This window comes from Pseudobutyrivibrio ruminis CF1b, from assembly GCF_000424005.1.
GTDB lineage: Bacteria > Bacillota > Clostridia > Lachnospirales > Lachnospiraceae > Pseudobutyrivibrio > Pseudobutyrivibrio ruminis_C.
This window is the reverse complement of record NZ_AUJB01000004.1, coordinates 1-16,511: the sequence shown is the minus strand read 5'-3', so window position 1 is coordinate 16,511 and position 16,511 is coordinate 1. Positions and strand designations below refer to the sequence as shown.

Below are 16,511 nucleotides of genomic sequence, written 5' to 3'. Positions count from 1 at the left end.
TCGTTTTATTCTATAAGTCATTCGACTGTGTTTCACAGGAGAACTATGAAATTTAATACTATTATTTTATGTTTTATTGTTTGGGCGATAGCTGGATTATTGTCTATCCCAGTAGCTTTTGTTCGTCACATGCAGGAAAAAAGAGAGCATGATCAAAAAGCAATTTATTTAAGGCAGTTTTTATTACTTGCAGAAAAGGGCAAAACATCAGGAGGAATAGTAAAGGAACTGTACTACTTCTTTATAAATGACCGGTACATGAGAAAGCTTATGCTAAAAGCCATGAAGCTGCCTGATGTAAAAGCTCTGGATTATATTTACAGCAAGATGGGCTGTGAGCCAATGAAGATTTTACATGGATTTCTCATAAAGAGAGAAGGACAGAACAGGAAAAAGCCATTGCCGGAGATTCCCTCCGACATTATTCATTATTTCAATGATTTGATTGAGCAGTGGGAGGATGAATATCTGGAACTCCAGCGTCACAGAAGAAATAAAAAAGTAAAGACTACCTGCGAAGTCCTGATTTTCATGGCTTTGAACTATTATCTTTACACCTGGTTAAAAACGGAGATAAGTCTGTGGATATTTGCAATTGTAAACACCATAGGTGTGATTATCTTTATTCTCCCGGCAAACAAAAAGACCCATTCAATTTCCGGCGGAATACATGGACTGTATCAGCTGGTCAGTGGAATGGGTCTGATAATCAATATATTTACTGTTGTTGCTGGGTGGCTTGGGCAGGTAGCTTGATGCGAAGCTTGGTGATTCGTTTCTTTTCTACTGCAAGCACTCGGATGATGGTGCCATCCTCGGAAACATAGGTCTCGCCCACATTTGGGAAGTGGTCAAAAGCACCTACTATGTAGCCTCCGATGGTATCGTAGTCATCACTGGTGAAACCAAGTGGAATCAATTGGCAAAGATCTTCAAGATTCATGGAACCAAGAACCTGATATTCCCTGTCGCTTAAGCGAACAAGTGGGTCTTCCTCATCCTCATCATATTCATCACGAATCTCGCCTACGATTTCCTCCAAGAGATCCTCAAGAGTAATCATACCGGAAAGCTCGCCATACTCATCTAAAACAATAGAGAGGGAAGCTGATTCCTCACGCATCTCATCAAAAAGATCAGAGACATTTTTCATTTCATAGGTGAAGTAGGTATCTCTCAGATAATCTCTCACGGAGAAATTCTCGGAAGGTCCCACACCCAGGAAATCTTTCATGTTTACGATACCTAAGACTTTATCTGTATCTGGCTCGCACACTGGGATTCGGGTATACATATCCTCCTTGAATACGGCCATCAACTCATCATATGTCACATCTGCATCTACCATGGTCATGTCGATTCGAGGAATCATGACCTCCTTGGCACATGCATCAGAGAAATCGAACACCTTGTGAATCATGGTGCGCTCATCCTGTTCGATGGCGCCACTTTCATGGCTTACATCTACCATGGTACGGATTTCTTCCTCAGTGATTGTCTCATCCTTGAAATCTGGGTCGATGCCAAACATTCTGATGAAGATTCCAGCAAGGAAATTGACGATGGCAATCACAGGAGTGAGAACCCACATGAGCCCGCCTACAGCAGGTGCATATCTAAGGCTAAGCTTGGTGGAATTAAGAGTAGCCAGAGACTTTGGAGTAATCTCACCAAAAATCAATATCAGTAAAGTAAGAATACCAGTGGCGATGCCGGCACCATAGCTCCCAAAAAGCTGAATAGCAAGTGTGGTGGCCAGTGATGATGCTGACAGGTTAACAATGTTATTTCCAATAAGAATGGCTGAAAGCATCTTCTTTGGACGGCCTATAACCTTAAGAACCTTTGCAGCCTTCTTGTCCCCATCATCTGCCATGGTCTTAATTTTAATCTTATTAACTGTAGTCAAAGCTGTTTCTGCTGAAGAGAAAAATCCAGACAATCCCAACAATAATAAAAGAATAATAAGCTTGATTAACAAGTGAACATCCAAAAGTAAAAAACCTCCTTCTTCATAAAACCTGTAAATATGGATATTTTGCAAATATTATATCACATATTAGATATTGTGAGGTTAAAAAATAGAAATTGAAAATAGTACTATAAGGTGGTACCATATGAATAGTAAAGATAGAAAAATATTAAAAGATATTTTCACTAACCCAGTGAAATCAGATATAAAGTGGACTGAAATAGAGCATTTATTTATTTCTTTAGGAGCAAAAGTTTCAGAAGGAAATGGCTCAAGAGTAAGAGTAGAGTTAAAATGATGAACTATAAAGGTTATATTGGAAAAGTTGAATTTGATGATGAACAGCATATTTTTACGGGAGAAGTAATAAATACTAGAGCTGTGATTACTTTTCAGGGTTCTTCAGTAGAGGAACTTGAAAGGGAATTTAGAAACTCTGTAGATGACTATATTGAATGGTGCAAGGAAGATGGTGTAGAGCCAGAAAAACCATATTCTGGAAGATTTAATGTAAGGATATATCCTCAGTTACATCAGAGGGCTGCTGTGGGAGCAAAGTTATTAGGATTATCCTTGAATTCTTTCTTAATAAAATGTTTGGAAGATGAATTGAATTTAATGCATATTTAGTATAGATATTTTTCTTCAATTACTTTAATCTATTTAAAGAAATATTATTGAGGAAGACTAGTTATGAAAAAGAGACTATTAATCATAGAGTGTACTTTGATTGCTGCGCTTTGCTTCACAGGCTGCAGCAAATATAACCAAAAAGAGATTGAGCTCCGTGACCAGGGCATTGCAGCCATGGATGAAGGCAGATATGAAGATGCCATAGCACTTTTTGATGAGGCACTTGGGTGCTCCATTGGAAAGGTCACAGACCTGGAGCTTGATGTGGATTACTACAAGGCTGCAGCCCAGTTTAAGAATGGTCAGTTTGAGGATGCGGCAAATACATATACTTATCTTATTAAATATGATGAGAAAAACTACAAGCCATATTTCCTGAGAGGCAGCATTTATGCCAGCGAGGGAGAGATTGGCCAGGCTATTAAGGATTATGATTCAGCCATAGCTATTGATGAAAAGAACTATCTGCTTTATATAGAGATTTACAAGAATCTTAATGCACTTGGGTATACAGACCAGGGATTGGTATATTTGAACAATGCTTTAGATGTGGCAGACAAATCGCCTGAAGGAAAATACTTCAAGGGTCGAATCTATTACATGCTTGGTCAGACCTCAGACGCAGAGAAGTTTTTGAAGGAAGCCATAGAAAAAGATGTGATAGATGCAAAGCTTTATCTGGCCAAGATTTACCAGGATGGTGGAGATTATGTTTCCGCCCAGGACTTGCTTAAAGAGTATGCAGAATCTGATCAGGTTACCAGTGATGCCCTTGGTACACTGGGAGATATAGAGCTTTCCAGTGGCAATTTTGAGAACGCTCTGGACTACTATGAGGCAGGGTTGAGTCTTGATTCCATCGGCAATATGCCACAGCTTATGAAAGGCAAGGCAGCAGCACTTGAAAAGCTATATCGTTTTGAAGAAGCAAGAGAGGTGCTGACACAATATCTTGATGCTTACCCTAATGATGAGGAGGCATCAAAGGAGTTAGTATTCTTACAAACAAGATAATTTTCAGAAAAGACGCACTACAATATGTGGTGTGTCTTTTTTGTGTTCAAATACAAAATATTGTGTGTGTTGAATCTTGATTCTACTTAGAAAATTATCAAAACTCAAAATCGATTTTAGGTAATAATGACGAAAAGCACTATATATAGTGATTAGACATTGACCCCATACTATATATTTTGATAACATATAATCAGTCAAAATACCTTGGAAGAACACTTTGGTTAGGACATCAGACAGGTTAATTGGGGAGTCCTTTTGGGGGAGATTTTATTGAGAAAGGAATATTGGTGAGAAGAATTGTTTGAAGTTGTAAAAAGAGATGGGGAAATTGCAGAATTTAATTTAGGCAAGATCAACGATGCCATCGCAAAGGCATTCGAGGCTACTGGAAAGGAATACAACGACGATATCATTGGCTTATTATCACTTCGTGTTTCGGCTGATTTCCAGAATAAAATCAAATCTGGCAAGATTTCTGTTGAAGATATCCAGGACTCTGTTGAGAACGTATTAGAGCAGACTGGATATACTGACGTTGCAAAAGCATACATATTATATAGAAAGCAGCGCGAAAAGATGCGTAACATGAAGTCTACAGTTCTCGATTACAAGAACGTTGTAGACAGCTATGTTAAGGTAGAGGATTGGCGTGTTAAGGAGAATTCTACAGTTACATATTCTGTAGGTGGTCTTATCCTGTCCAACTCTGGTGCTATCACTGCTAACTATTGGCTCTCTGAGATTTATGACGAGGAGATTGCTAACGCTCACCGTAGCGCTGATATTCACATTCACGATCTTTCTATGCTTACAGGCTACTGTGCAGGCTGGTCTTTAAAGCAGCTTATCCAGGAAGGTCTTGGCGGTATCACAGGAAAGATTACATCAGCTCCAGCAAAGCACCTTTCAGTACTTTGCAACCAGATGGTAAACTTCCTTGGTATCATGCAGAATGAATGGGCAGGCGCTCAGGCTTTCTCTTCATTCGACACATACCTTGCACCATTTGTTAAGACTGACAATCTTTCATACGAAGAAGTTAAGAAGTGCCTTGAGGCATTTATATATGGTGTGAATACACCTTCACGTTGGGGTACACAGGCTCCATTCTCTAACATTACATTAGATTGGACAGTACCAAACGACCTTGCAGAGCTTCCAGCTATCGTTGGCGGCAAGGAGCAGGACTTCAAATACAAGGACTGCAAGAAGGAAATGGATATGGTTAACAAGGCATTCCTTGAGATTATGATTGAGGGTGATGCTAATGGACGTGGCTTCCAGTATCCTATTCCTACATATTCTATTACACGTGATTTTGATTGGTCAGATACAGAGAACAATCGTCTCTTATTTGAAATGACTGCTAAGTACGGTACACCATACTTCAGCAACTATATCAACTCAGACATGGAGCCAAGCGATGTTCGTTCAATGTGCTGCCGTCTCCGTCTTGATCTTCGTGAGCTTCGTAAGAAGTCAGGTGGTTTCTTCGGTTCAGGCGAGAGCACAGGTTCTGTAGGCGTTGTTACTATCAACCTTCCTCGTATTGCATACCAGGCAAAGGATGAGGCTGATTTCTATGCACGCCTTGATAAGCTTATGGATATTTCTGCTCGCTCACTTAAGATTAAGCGTGGCGTTATCACAAAGCTTCTCGATGAGGGATTATATCCTTATACAAAGAGATACCTTGGCACATTCAACAATCACTTCTCTACAATCGGTCTTATCGGTATGAACGAAGTAGGTCTTAATGCTAACTGGCTTCGTGCAGATATGACTAGCGAGAAGACACAGCAGTTTGCTAAGGATGTTTTGAATCACATGCGCGAGCGTCTCTCTGATTACCAGGAGATGTACGGTGATTTATATAACCTTGAGGCTACTCCAGCAGAGTCTACTACATACCGTTTTGCTAAGCACGATAGAGAGCAGTTCCCAGATATCATAACAGCTGGTAAAGAAGGGGATACACCATTCTATACAAACAGCTCACATATGCCAGTAGAGTATACATCAGATATCTTTGATGCTCTTGAGGTTCAGGACGAGCTTCAGACACTTTACACATCAGGTACTGTATTCCATGCCTTCATTGGCGAGAAGCTTCCTACATGGGAGTCGGCAGCAAACCTTGTTAGAAAGATTGCTGAAAACTACAGATTACCTTATTATACATTGTCACCTACATACTCAGTATGTAAGGAGCACGGCTACATCGCTGGTGAGCACTATACATGCCCACACTGCGGAAAGACAGCAGAGGTTTACAGCCGTATCACTGGTTACTATCGCCCAGTACAGAACTGGAACGAAGGTAAGACACAGGAGTTCAAGAATCGTAAGCTTTACGATATCGCAGGTTCTGTATGCCGTCGCGCTGGCGAGCAGAACAAGGAGCGCGTAGCTAAGGAGATGCCACAGGTTAATCTCGAGATTGTTTCAGAGGAGCCAGCTACAGGTGTTAAGTACCTCTTCACTACAAAGACATGTCCTAACTGTGCACGTGCAAAAGAGATTCTCGAGGACGAGGAGTACATCCTTGTAGATGCAGAAGAGCAGCAGGATCTCACAAAGAAATATGGCGTTATGCAGGCACCTACACTTGTAGTTGTTAACGGAGATGACGTAAAGAGATACGCAAATGCAAGCAACATCCAGAAGTATGTTGATGAAAATTAATAAATAATACACAAAAAATGATATGGGGATATAGCAAATGTGCTATATCCCCTTTTTTCAATGTTTCCATTTGTATAAAATGCATGGCATTAAAACCCGATTTTTGGCAAGAAAGGCTGATTGACCATCCCTAATAATCATGATAAATTATCATTTGTGATAAATTTGTGAAAAAAGTATGAAAGCTATATGAACTAGCCAGTCAACGTACTTAATCAAATTGTCATAAGTATTGAGAAAGGGAAAAGGTAATTTGAAAAGGCAACACAAAATCGCCACGTTAAGACGGCTAGTGGCGTTGACTATGCTTTCAGCATTGTTATTTAGTAACACCGCCGTATACGCCGATTCGGTGGTTGAAGGTGAACAGCCTTCAAACGAAGTAGTAAGCGAAACAGGTAATACAGATAGTTTAAGTAGTACAACATCAAGTAATTCTAGCAATAATCTTAACGATACCGTTTCTGGTACAGACATCACAGAAGATAGCAACAGTAATACTACAATAGAAAATACAGATGATTCATCTGAAAGAACAGTTTCTTTAGACTTATCTAACGATTCATCAGAGACTCTTGATATGGCAGCTATGCTCTCAGAGAGCAAGGTTGAGAAGAAGCAGGAGAAATCTGAGGAAGAGAAGAAAAAGGAAGAAGAAGAGAAGAAGAAAAAAGAAGAGGAAGAGCGTCAGGCTCATGCATGGGATTGCTACTGGGGCAATCACACCTGGGAAAAACAGGATGAGTTACATACATTCACATGGAGAGATGGAGTTCACTATCATGAGGATGTTTACAAATGTAAGTATTGTTCTGAGGTGAAATATGAGAACCGTCAGAGATGCACATTTGAAGGCGACTTCGAGTATGATCCATGTTTCTCTAATGAATTGAGAGATGGAAAGTTTTATCACATCGAGTCAAGAGCATGTACAGTATGTAACGAGCAGAAGGAAACACAGTACGTTGAATGTACAGGCACAACTTTCACTTATGAAAGTAATGGAAGCCACACTCACAAGGCAACTGGTACATGTTCAGTTTGTGGAAATGAATTCCACTTCACTGAAGAATGTAACTTCGTTCCAGTATCAGGAAATGAGAACCTTAAGCGTTGTGATAAAGCAGGATGTTTAAACTTTGAAGACTGCAGAAATACAACACCTGAGATTACAGTTGCTCCATCACTTGTCGCTGGTGGTGAAGGTACATATGACGAGGACATCCAGTGCATTATTTTTGATGAGCAGATGCAGATCGAAATTACAGCCAAAATCGAAGCTCTTAACGATGAGACACTTGCGGATGTAAAGGATGCACTTTATGCAGAACTTTGTGTTACATCAAATAATCATTCTGAGTCAATTAAGATAGCTCCAACTTCATTTAAGAATGGTGTTGCTGTTTTCAATTGGACTTCAGCAGAGACATATAGCAATACAGCATATATTTCTGGTGTAAGGGTTGAATATTCTCTTGGTGAGAAGCTTAAGGACGGAAGCAGAAGTGGAATAAACAGATCTGGCAATAATAGCCAGGCACTTAATTACATTCTTAGAAATGTAAGCGAGGAATGTGCTGTATCTGGTTTCTCAAGCAAGGTAACAGGTGGAAAAGGCTTTGTACTTAACGAAAATAATATCAATAACAAATGGTATTCAAAGAGCGTTAAGGGTGAAGATTTAACAATCACATATACAGGTAAGACTACATCTCCTGTTAATGCAAACACAGCAACAATTACAGAGGTAGATGCTAGTGGAAAAGCTATTTCTTCAGCTATTAAGGCTACAGTATCTACTGAGGCTAAGAGGGAAATCGTTGGATATTGGTTCATATTCCCAATTGTTGACGTTGTATATAAGAATACAATCCAGGCTGTAGTTCCAGCTAATGTTGATGGTGAGCACATCTACAGAGTTACTTTTGATGTTCATGGTTACAAGTATCATTCAGAAGATATTCGTACATATATTGATAACACAGCTCCTTCATTTAAGACACCAGCATACAAGTCAGATGCTGACAGATTAAATGGTAAGTACTATAAGAAGGATGTTGAGACATCAGTTAAGGTAAGTGATGCAAACCTTAGCACATGCTCATACATCGAAGTTTCAGGCCAGAAGTCTTACTTACAGGCAGGCGAGGATAAGATTAGCCTCAATGTAACAGGTGAAGGCGTACACAAATTAACTGGTACAATCTATGACTTGGCAGGTAACGGCACAGCTATCACTGGTGAGAGCGAGTTCATCATTGATAAGACTGCACCAACATTCGAGGAGCCAGTTTATACATCAGGTGCCGAGAAATTAAACGGCAAGTACTATAACAAGGATGTAGTAGTTTCAGTTAAGGTTGCAGATTTATACCTTGATCAGAAGTCATACATCGAAGTATCTGGAAATAAGGCTTCATTAAAGGCTGACACAGATACAATCAAGCTTAACGTAGCTGGCGAAGGCGAGCACAAATTAACTGGTATGATTTACGATTTAGCAGGTAACTGCACAGAAATCAAGAACCAGGATGAGTTCATCATCGATAAGACAGCTCCAAAGCTTAAGATTACATTTGATAATCACAACTTTAAGAACGAGAAATATTACAACGCAGCAAGAACAGCTACATTTGTTCTTACTGATAAGTATATTGACGACAAAGAAGCTAACATGAACCTTGTAACTGTTAACGCTAAGGAAGGCGCAGCCACAGTTAACAAGATGACAGGTTCAAACGGCAAGTACACAGGTACTATCGAGTTCAAGCAGGATGGATTCTATTCAATCGGCGAAATCAAGTTTGTTGATAAGGCTGGTAACCCATTCGAATTTGCAGATGACAGCGATAGCGCTTATAACAAAGAGTTCGTAATTGATAAGACAGCTCCTACAGTGAAGGTGTCTTTCGACAATCACGATGTAAAGCATGAGAAGTACTACAAGGCTGACAGAACAGCCACATTTGTTTTCGAAGACAGAAATATCGACAGCAGAGAAGCTACTATGAGCAAGGTACAGATCATTGCTAAGGAAGGTTCAGCTACAGTTCATGAGATGACTGGTTCAAATGGTAAGTATACAGGTTCTATCGTATTTGATAAGGACGGTATCTACTCTATCGGAGAGCTTACATTTGAAGATAAGGCTGGTAACAAGTACGTATTCGCTGAGGGCAATGAGGATGGTTACAACGCTGAGTTCGTAATCGATAAGACTGTTCCAGTTATCGATGTAGATTTCGATAACAACAGCTCATTAAACGGAAATTACTTCAAGGCAGCACGTAAGGCTGAGCTTACATTTACAGAGAAGAACTTCACAGCTGATCAGGTTACTATTACAAAGAACTCAGCAGAGCAGAATGCAGTTCCTGCAGTTAAGGGATATTCTTCATCAGATCTTAAGAATGTTACACACATTCTCTTCGATACTGATGGACGCTACGGTTTCAACATCGTAGTTGAGGATAAGGCTGGTAACTTATCAGAGAAGTACGTTTCAGAAGATTTCGTTATTGATATGACTCTTCCAGAGCTTGAGATTTCTGGTGTAGAGGACATGTCAGCTAACAACGGTAAGGTTGCTCCTGTTGTAGTATCAAAGGACACAAACCTTACAGATGCTTGTACAGAGATTTCTCTTGTTGGTTCTAACAGAGGAAAGGTTTCACCAAGCATTACAAAGACAAGTGGTACAGAGCAGTTTACTTACGCATTTGCTGATATGGCACATGATAAGGAAAACGATGATCTTTATACATTGTCAGTAAAACTTACTGACCTTGCTGGTAACACAGTAGAGAAGACAGTTAAGTACTCACTTAACAGACACGGTTCTATCTTCGTTCTCAGCGATGCAACAAAGGCTATGGTTGATGGTTATTATGTAACAAAGCCACAGGATGTTGTTATCACAGAGATCAACGTTGATGCCGTAACAAAGAAGGAAGTTTCAGTAGCTTTCGATGGTAGCGTTAAGGAGCTCAGAGAGGGTGCTTCATTTACAACAGATGATAAGACAAACTCTAACGGATGGCATTCAATCAGCTACAACGTTGGCAAGGCAAACTTCAACAAGGATGGTATTTATTCAGTAACAGTATTCTCTGAGGACAGAGCTACTAATAAGCAGAGTAATCAGTCTAAGGACGCTCAGGTTGAGTTCCTTCTTGATAAGACCGCACCAAGTGTTATCGTTTCAGGTCTTGAGGATGGTGGTATCTACGAAGAGGAGAGCCACGACTTCTCAGTTAACGTAACAGATACAATCGGTGTTACTGACATGAAGGTTTACTTAAACGACGAGAAGCTTGCTAGCTTCACAGCAGCTGAGCTTAACGAGAATGGTGGTACAGAAGTACTTACAATTCCTACAAAGGATGATTACCAGAAGGTAACAATCCAGAGTACAGACGTTGCTGGTAACGTTACAAAGGTTGAATATAACAACCTTCTTGTATCAGTTAAGGCTGAGGAGTTATTACTTGAGGACAACCTCACACCTACAGCTAAGCTTGATGCAGGTATGCCAGCAGTAGCGGCAGCACTTCGCTCAACAAAGACTCTTGCAGTAGTAGGAGTTATTGCTGTAGCAGCACTTGTTCTTGCAGGTGCATTTGCTTTCAAGAAGAGAAAGCACTAATTAGTTTTATATGTTACTATTCACAGTCCCTGTGACTGTGAATGGTGACTATAATTTAATGATTTGAACCAATAGCTGAGCATTCAGTTATTAGCTGAGATTATTAATTAAGCATATAAAGAAAGAAGAATAGGAGAAAAAAATGAAAGCATTAAAGAGACTTTGCACACTTATCGTTGCAATGGGTATCGCCCTTGCACCAGTTACACCAGTAGCTGCTGCAGACAACGTAGTAGATGCTGAGACAGCTAAGCAGGGTGTTGTGCAGGTAAACACAGTAATAGTAGACGATACTTCAGAGAAGCGTCTTGTTGTTGGTGGTACTGGATTTATCATCGGTAATCCAGAGGGTACTGAGTACGTTATTACAAGCAAAGATGTTGTTAATCCAGACCAGGAAACATTAGCTGCTGCTTGCCAGTACTACGGATTAATTAACGGTGAAGAAGCAACTTCTATCAACCTCAGACTTGCTACAGAAGTAGTAATCGAGGGTGACGTAGTATTAAATGCTGCAATTCTTACATCCAGCAGTGAGCTTGATATGGTAGTTCTTCAGCTTCCACAGCCTATCTACACAAGAACACCACTTAAGCTTCTTACAAACAAAAAATACGATGTAAATAATCTTCCATATGAAGTAAACGATGCTGTTTATGCATTAGGTCTCCCAGAGATGGTTTCATTTGAGTCAGATACAAAGTATTACTCTGATCAGCAGATACAGATGTCATTTGGTGAAATCACAAACCTTGGCATGTACGAAGGTGTTCAGGTAATCGAGAACAACACTGAGACAGATTTCAACAATTATGGTGGTCCACTTGTAGACGAGAACGGATACGTTATCGGAATGAACTTACCAAAGCACAATGGTGAGGACAGCTGCGCTTTGGATTCTACAAAGATTGCTAAGATTTTAGATGGACTTGGAGTTACATATTCACAGGTAAACAGCGCACCAAAGGCAGAGGCAGAAGAGGAAGTAGAAGAAACAGAGACTACAACTCAGAACACTAAGCCAGTAGTTGCTCCAAAGGCAAATGCTAAGAAGGGTATTTCTGAGACTATGATTATTGTAATCAGCCTCGTAGCTATCTTCGTTGTAGTTTGTGGTGTTGCAGGTCTTATCCTTTACATTATCAACAGAGACAAGAAGGATACTCCAAAGGCTGCTAAGGCTAAGAAGGAGAAGAAGGTTTACAACGGTCCTGTATTCGATATGGACACTACACCTAAGAACTCTGTAAAGATGACAGCACCAACTGCCAAGACTCCACAGAAGAGCATCATGGCTATGGCTCAGCCAAAGGCAACAGTTAGTGATGAGACTACAGTTTTAAGTGCAGTTCCTGTAAATGATGGAGAGACATCATTACTTAGTGAGGATCTTAATGCACCTCAGAATCTTGGAACTCTCGTTAGAAGAAGAACTTCTGAGAAGATTTCTCTCAGCAAGTCAAACTTTGTAATTGGTAAGGATGCTTTACATTCTGATTATTGCATTGAGAAGAACAGCTCAATCAGTAGAAAGCACGCTATGATTACAAGCGGAAGAAACGGAGCATATATCCAGGACTGCAACTCTACAAACGGTACATTTATCAATGGTACAAAGATCGAGAGCGAGCGTGCAGTACTTTTGAACAGCGGTGATATCATCAAGCTTTCAAATGAAGAGTTTGAGTATCTTGCATAGGAATATATTTATGGGTTTTAAAGTAGATGCCTATTCAGATATGGGCACCAGAAAAAATGTAAATCAGGATGCTTTGTTGATAAAGCAGGCAAAAGCCGCAGGCTATGGGAATATCTGCTTAGGTGTTCTCTGTGATGGCATGGGTGGATTGTCCTGTGGAGAAGTAGCCAGTTCAGCCTTTGTTAACAGGATGGATACATGGTTTAAGACAGAGCTTCCACAGATACTTTTGGATAAAAATATAACCGAGGCATTAGACAAATCGGCTGATGTCAGTTCTGTTGGCCAGCTACTTTCAAGAGTAGAATGCCAGTGGAAAAGAGTTGTCACAGAAATGAATGATAAGCTCAAGGCATATGGAAACAACAATGGTATCCGTTTAGGCACAACTGTAGTGGCAATCATCATAGTTGGTGACGAATACATGACTATGAATGTTGGTGATTCCAGAGCATACAGATTCAATAAGAAGCAGCTTACTCAGGTATCCCATGACCACAGCTATGTGCAGCAGCAGATAGAGCTAGGCAGAATGACAGAGGAAGAGGCCCAGCACAGTGATAAGAAAAGTATGCTTTTACAGTGCATAGGTGCTTCGGAAAGTGTTTCACCGGATTTCTTTACAGGCAAAATCGAGCGCAATATGAATTTCCTGTTATGCTCGGATGGTCTTTGGAGAAAGCTGGAAGATAAAGAAATTATGGGGATTGCCCCACAGCGTAACGGTATTAAGAAGTTGGCCGAAATGGTTATGAACAGAGGAGAGTCAGACAATGTTTCAGGTCTGATTATCTCGATTTAAGAGTTATATGTTAGAAATTGGATCAGTAATTGATAAGAAATACAAAATATTAAATAAGATTGGCCAGGGTGGAATGAGCGTTGTTTATTTGGCAATGAACGAAAGAGCCAATAAGCAGTGGGCTATCAAAGAGATTCGTAAAGATGCAGCAGCTGCATCAGAAATCAATATGGCCAGCATCAAGACAGAGACAGAGATGCTTAAAAATCTTTCTCACCCAAACCTCCCAAGTATTGTAGATATCATCGATCATGAGGATTCAATCCTTATCGTTATGGACTATGTGGAAGGTAACACTCTCAGCAAGGCGGTTAATGAGTTAGGACCTCAGCCACAGGAGTATGTTATCGAGTGGGCAAAGCAGCTTTGTGATGTGCTTGGATATCTTCATTCACAGAATCCACCTATCATCTACAGAGATTTGAAGCCTGGTAATATCATGCTTAAGCCGGACGGCACCATCGTTCTTATCGACTTTGGCACTGCCCGTGAATATAAGGTGGATAACATCGAGGATACCACATGTCTTGGTACAAGAGGTTATGCGGCGCCAGAGCAGTTCGGTGGACGTGGACAGACAGATGCCAGAACAGATATCTACTGTCTTGGTACTACTATCTATCATCTTGTTACAGGAAAGAATCCTAGTGAGCCACCTTATGAGATTAGAAACATCCGCTATTGGGATGAATCTCTTTCTAAGGGCTTGGAGCAGATTGTTGCTAAATGTACTCAGCTGGATCCAGAAAAGCGTTATCAGAGCTGTAACGAAGTGCTCTATGCACTTGAGCATTATGATGAGCTGGACGAGACATACCGTTGCAAGGAAAAGGTAAAGCTTGGTATTTTCCTTACTACAGCATTCCTTACTCTTGCAGCAGGTATTGGTTCATTCTCATGCTACAGCTATTCCAAGTATGTACAGCAGGTAAATCACGACAAGCTTCTTGAGGATGCCAGCCGTGGCGCTACAGCAGCGGATTCGAAGGAAGCCCTTATTAATTCCATTGCTGTATATCCATCACAGGTGGATTCCTATATCAACCTTATAGATAACGTATATCTGTCAGATGAAAATTTCTCGGCAGATGAAGCGGCAGAGCTTCGTGAGATTCTTATCCGCACCAGTGGAAGAAACACATACGAGCAGATATTGGCACAGGATGCCGACAGCTACAGTCTTTTTGCTTACAGACTTGGTCTTGCTTATTACTACAGCTACGAGGGCGAGGGTAACAAGCAGCAGTCAGCCTACTGGTTTAAGAAGGCTGCAGAGGGAAATCTTAACCCTAACCAGATGGAAAGAGCAAAACGCCTTGGAGCCATTGCTGAATATTATGTTAACCTTGGCGCCGTTGATAAAACAGGCGACAGCGAGGTTACATATAAGAACTACTGGGACGACTTAGTAGCTCTTTGTAAAGGAAATATCACTGAGTCTGATAATGCCAATACAGCCCTTGCAATCTACAAGGAGATGGCATCTCAGATTTGTGTTAGTGCTAATCAGTTCAAGAAGGCTGGTGTATCTACATCAGATATGCAGCTTCAGCTTATGAACATAGAAAAGCACGTTAAGGAAGATATTGATAGCGCTTCTGATAAGTCAGAGCGTGTTGTTGAATTGGAGCAGGAGCTTGCCACAAACGTAGAAAAGGCAAAGCAGACTATTTCAATGTTAGAGTAGGTAGATTTATGGATTTACAAACAAACGTAGAAACAATTACAGAACAGACACAGCTATTCCAAAGCATAGCAGTTATTTTGCTTGCATTAGCAATAGTGTTTCTAATAGCATCGATTGTTATCTTTATAGTTTTCAATATTCCACATTCTTTCAGAGTGCTGACTGGAATGGGTATGAATAAAGAGATGAGCCGTGCAGCAGCTGGAGATAGAAAGAGACAGAAGGCTACACTTAACTGGAACACATCAGGCTCATTAAATAAAAATGTGGAAAATGAAACCACCATCCTTGAGGATGAAGAGACTGTAATCCTAAGTAGCGTGGACGCCACTGCTGTTTTAGAGACAGAAGAGACTACAGTTTTAGGTTGTGAAGAAACCACTCTGTTGGGTACAGAAGAAACAACTCTGTTATCAGATTATGAAGCTAATAATTCTCTCTTTGAGATGGAAGATGATATCAAGATAACAGGAAGTAATAAGCATATCAGCTTATAAATAATTAGCCACAAGAATGCAAATAATAAGCATTATGTGATATAGATACCGCGGGACAAAGGAGGAATTGAAAAAATGTCATTAACAGGTATGAACATTGAAGAAGTTGAGCAGTTACTTGCACAGCTTAGCAAGGGTGCAGACAATCTTGATGCACTTACATTACAGGTAAGCAATTTACAGGGACCACTTACAGATGCCTGGGAAGGTGTTGAAGCTACAGCATGTGTAGATTATCTCAACAGACTTTCTACAAAGATGAAGGATATGTCACAGGAGTTGATGAAGATTCATCAGTGGTTAGATCAGACAAAGACAAATTATGAGGATGTTGCTGCTCAGGGAGCAAGCGCATACAACGCATAGAAAGTTGAGGTAATAGGAAATGGGAGCAATTAAAGGAACCGTTGCAGAGATAGCAAAGAGCGGACAGCAGCTCGTTACATTTAGCGAAGATTTATCACAGGAGCTTGCATCTATTAAGAGCACAGTTGATGAGATCTCAGAGATGACTTTTGGTTCAGCAAGCGACAAGCTTTTAGAAGTTTACTACAGCTTAAATGAGGATTTACAGAAGTATGTTGTAGAGCTTGATACACTTGGTACAAACGTACAGACATCAGCTAGCAACTTAGAGACTATCGACTCAGAAGCTTCAGCAAACTTAAGCTACGAAGGCTAATTTATAGTTCAGGTTTATATGTGGCAGCTCAGGCTGCCACAATAATTTTAAAGGAGTAAAAACATGTCAGATATTGAAGCAGCTCGTGCTGAGGCGGCAGAAAGAGCTCGTCGCGAAGCCGAGGAAGCAGAAAGAAGACGTCAGGCAAGAATCAGAGAACTTAGAAATCAGTTATCTGGTGTTGAAAGCAGA

13 protein-coding genes are annotated in these 16,511 nt (G+C 40.4%); 12 read left to right on the top strand and 1 reads right to left on the bottom strand.

Annotated elements, in window-relative coordinates:
• The first annotated feature begins 45 nt into the window (after positions 1-45).
• Positions 46-756 carry a hypothetical protein gene (locus G592_RS0101490; RefSeq protein ID WP_028246254.1) on the top strand — a complete coding sequence of 237 codons (711 nt, stop codon included), beginning with the start codon at positions 46-48 and terminating at the stop codon, positions 754-756.
• Here G592_RS0101490 and G592_RS0101485 read toward each other — a convergent pair.
• Positions 719-1,993, bottom strand: a complete 1,275-nt coding sequence (locus tag G592_RS0101485) for an HlyC/CorC family transporter (protein WP_028246253.1) — start codon at positions 1,991-1,993, stop codon at positions 719-721. The two genes, G592_RS0101490 and G592_RS0101485, sit on opposite strands and share 38 nt — an antisense overlap.
• A gap of 124 nt (positions 1,994-2,117) precedes the next feature.
• On the opposite strand from G592_RS0101485, the gene G592_RS17455 reads away from it, so the two are divergent.
• The 11 genes from G592_RS17455 (at position 2,118) to G592_RS0101430 (ending at position 16,319) form a co-directional block, all read left to right on the top strand.
• Positions 2,118-2,270: a hypothetical protein gene (locus G592_RS17455; RefSeq protein ID WP_155942133.1), complete on the top strand. Its 153-nt coding sequence runs from the start codon at positions 2,118-2,120 to the stop codon at positions 2,268-2,270.
• Positions 2,267-2,602: a type II toxin-antitoxin system HicB family antitoxin gene (locus G592_RS0101475; RefSeq protein WP_028246252.1), complete on the top strand. Its 336-nt coding sequence runs from the start codon at positions 2,267-2,269 to the stop codon at positions 2,600-2,602. Before G592_RS17455 ends, G592_RS0101475 begins: the two co-directional genes overlap by 4 nt.
• 63 nt (positions 2,603-2,665) lie before the next feature.
• Positions 2,666-3,619: a tetratricopeptide repeat protein gene (locus G592_RS0101470; RefSeq protein WP_028246251.1), complete on the top strand. Its 954-nt coding sequence runs from the start codon at positions 2,666-2,668 to the stop codon at positions 3,617-3,619.
• Between the two features lie 300 nt (positions 3,620-3,919).
• Complete coding sequence (locus G592_RS0101465; protein ID WP_028246250.1) at positions 3,920-6,307, top strand: ribonucleoside triphosphate reductase; 2,388 nt, start codon at positions 3,920-3,922, stop codon at positions 6,305-6,307.
• Positions 6,308-6,611: 304 nt separating this feature from the next.
• Positions 6,612-10,952 carry an Ig-like domain-containing protein gene (locus G592_RS0101460; RefSeq protein ID WP_028246249.1) on the top strand — a complete coding sequence of 1,447 codons (4,341 nt, stop codon included), beginning with the start codon at positions 6,612-6,614 and terminating at the stop codon, positions 10,950-10,952.
• A gap of 142 nt (positions 10,953-11,094) precedes the next feature.
• Complete coding sequence (locus G592_RS0101455) at positions 11,095-12,651, top strand: FHA domain-containing protein (protein WP_028246248.1); 1,557 nt, start codon at positions 11,095-11,097, stop codon at positions 12,649-12,651.
• A gap of 10 nt (positions 12,652-12,661) precedes the next feature.
• Positions 12,662-13,453 carry a PP2C family protein-serine/threonine phosphatase gene (locus G592_RS0101450; RefSeq protein ID WP_028246247.1) on the top strand — a complete coding sequence of 264 codons (792 nt, stop codon included), beginning with the start codon at positions 12,662-12,664 and terminating at the stop codon, positions 13,451-13,453.
• Positions 13,454-13,460: 7 nt separating this feature from the next.
• Positions 13,461-15,140 (top strand): serine/threonine protein kinase, encoded by a 1,680-nt coding sequence (locus tag G592_RS0101445; protein ID WP_028246246.1) that lies wholly within the window; start codon positions 13,461-13,463, stop codon positions 15,138-15,140.
• 8 nt (positions 15,141-15,148) lie between these two features.
• Positions 15,149-15,637, top strand: coding sequence for a hypothetical protein (locus G592_RS0101440; protein WP_028246245.1), 489 nt, complete (start codon positions 15,149-15,151; stop codon positions 15,635-15,637).
• A gap of 75 nt (positions 15,638-15,712) precedes the next feature.
• On the top strand, positions 15,713-16,003 hold the full coding sequence (locus G592_RS0101435; protein WP_028246244.1) for a WXG100 family type VII secretion target: 291 nt from the start codon (positions 15,713-15,715) through the stop codon (positions 16,001-16,003).
• Positions 16,004-16,022: 19 nt separating this feature from the next.
• Complete coding sequence (locus tag G592_RS0101430; protein ID WP_028246243.1) at positions 16,023-16,319, top strand: WXG100 family type VII secretion target; 297 nt, start codon at positions 16,023-16,025, stop codon at positions 16,317-16,319.
• Positions 16,320-16,511: the final 192 nt, after the last annotated feature.

Bases quoted from the DNA above. Each gene is read 5' to 3' on its own strand.
- G592_RS0101460 (WP_028246249.1), top strand. From the start codon at position 6,612: ATGCTTTCAGCATTGTTATTTAGTAACACCGCCGTATACGCCGATTCG.
- G592_RS0101470 (WP_028246251.1), top strand. From the start codon at position 2,666: ATGAAAAAGAGACTATTAATCATAGAGTGTACTTTGATTGCTGCGCTT.
- G592_RS0101430 (WP_028246243.1), top strand. From the start codon at position 16,023: ATGGGAGCAATTAAAGGAACCGTTGCAGAGATAGCAAAGAGCGGACAG.
- G592_RS0101445 (WP_028246246.1), top strand. From the start codon at position 13,461: ATGTTAGAAATTGGATCAGTAATTGATAAGAAATACAAAATATTAAAT.
- G592_RS0101440 (WP_028246245.1), top strand. From the start codon at position 15,149: ATGGATTTACAAACAAACGTAGAAACAATTACAGAACAGACACAGCTA.
- G592_RS0101475 (WP_028246252.1), top strand. From the start codon at position 2,267: ATGATGAACTATAAAGGTTATATTGGAAAAGTTGAATTTGATGATGAA.
- G592_RS17455 (WP_155942133.1), top strand. From the start codon at position 2,118: ATGAATAGTAAAGATAGAAAAATATTAAAAGATATTTTCACTAACCCA.
- G592_RS0101490 (WP_028246254.1), top strand. From the start codon at position 46: ATGAAATTTAATACTATTATTTTATGTTTTATTGTTTGGGCGATAGCT.
- G592_RS0101450 (WP_028246247.1), top strand. From the start codon at position 12,662: ATGGGTTTTAAAGTAGATGCCTATTCAGATATGGGCACCAGAAAAAAT.
- G592_RS0101435 (WP_028246244.1), top strand. From the start codon at position 15,713: ATGTCATTAACAGGTATGAACATTGAAGAAGTTGAGCAGTTACTTGCA.
- G592_RS0101455 (WP_028246248.1), top strand. From the start codon at position 11,095: ATGAAAGCATTAAAGAGACTTTGCACACTTATCGTTGCAATGGGTATC.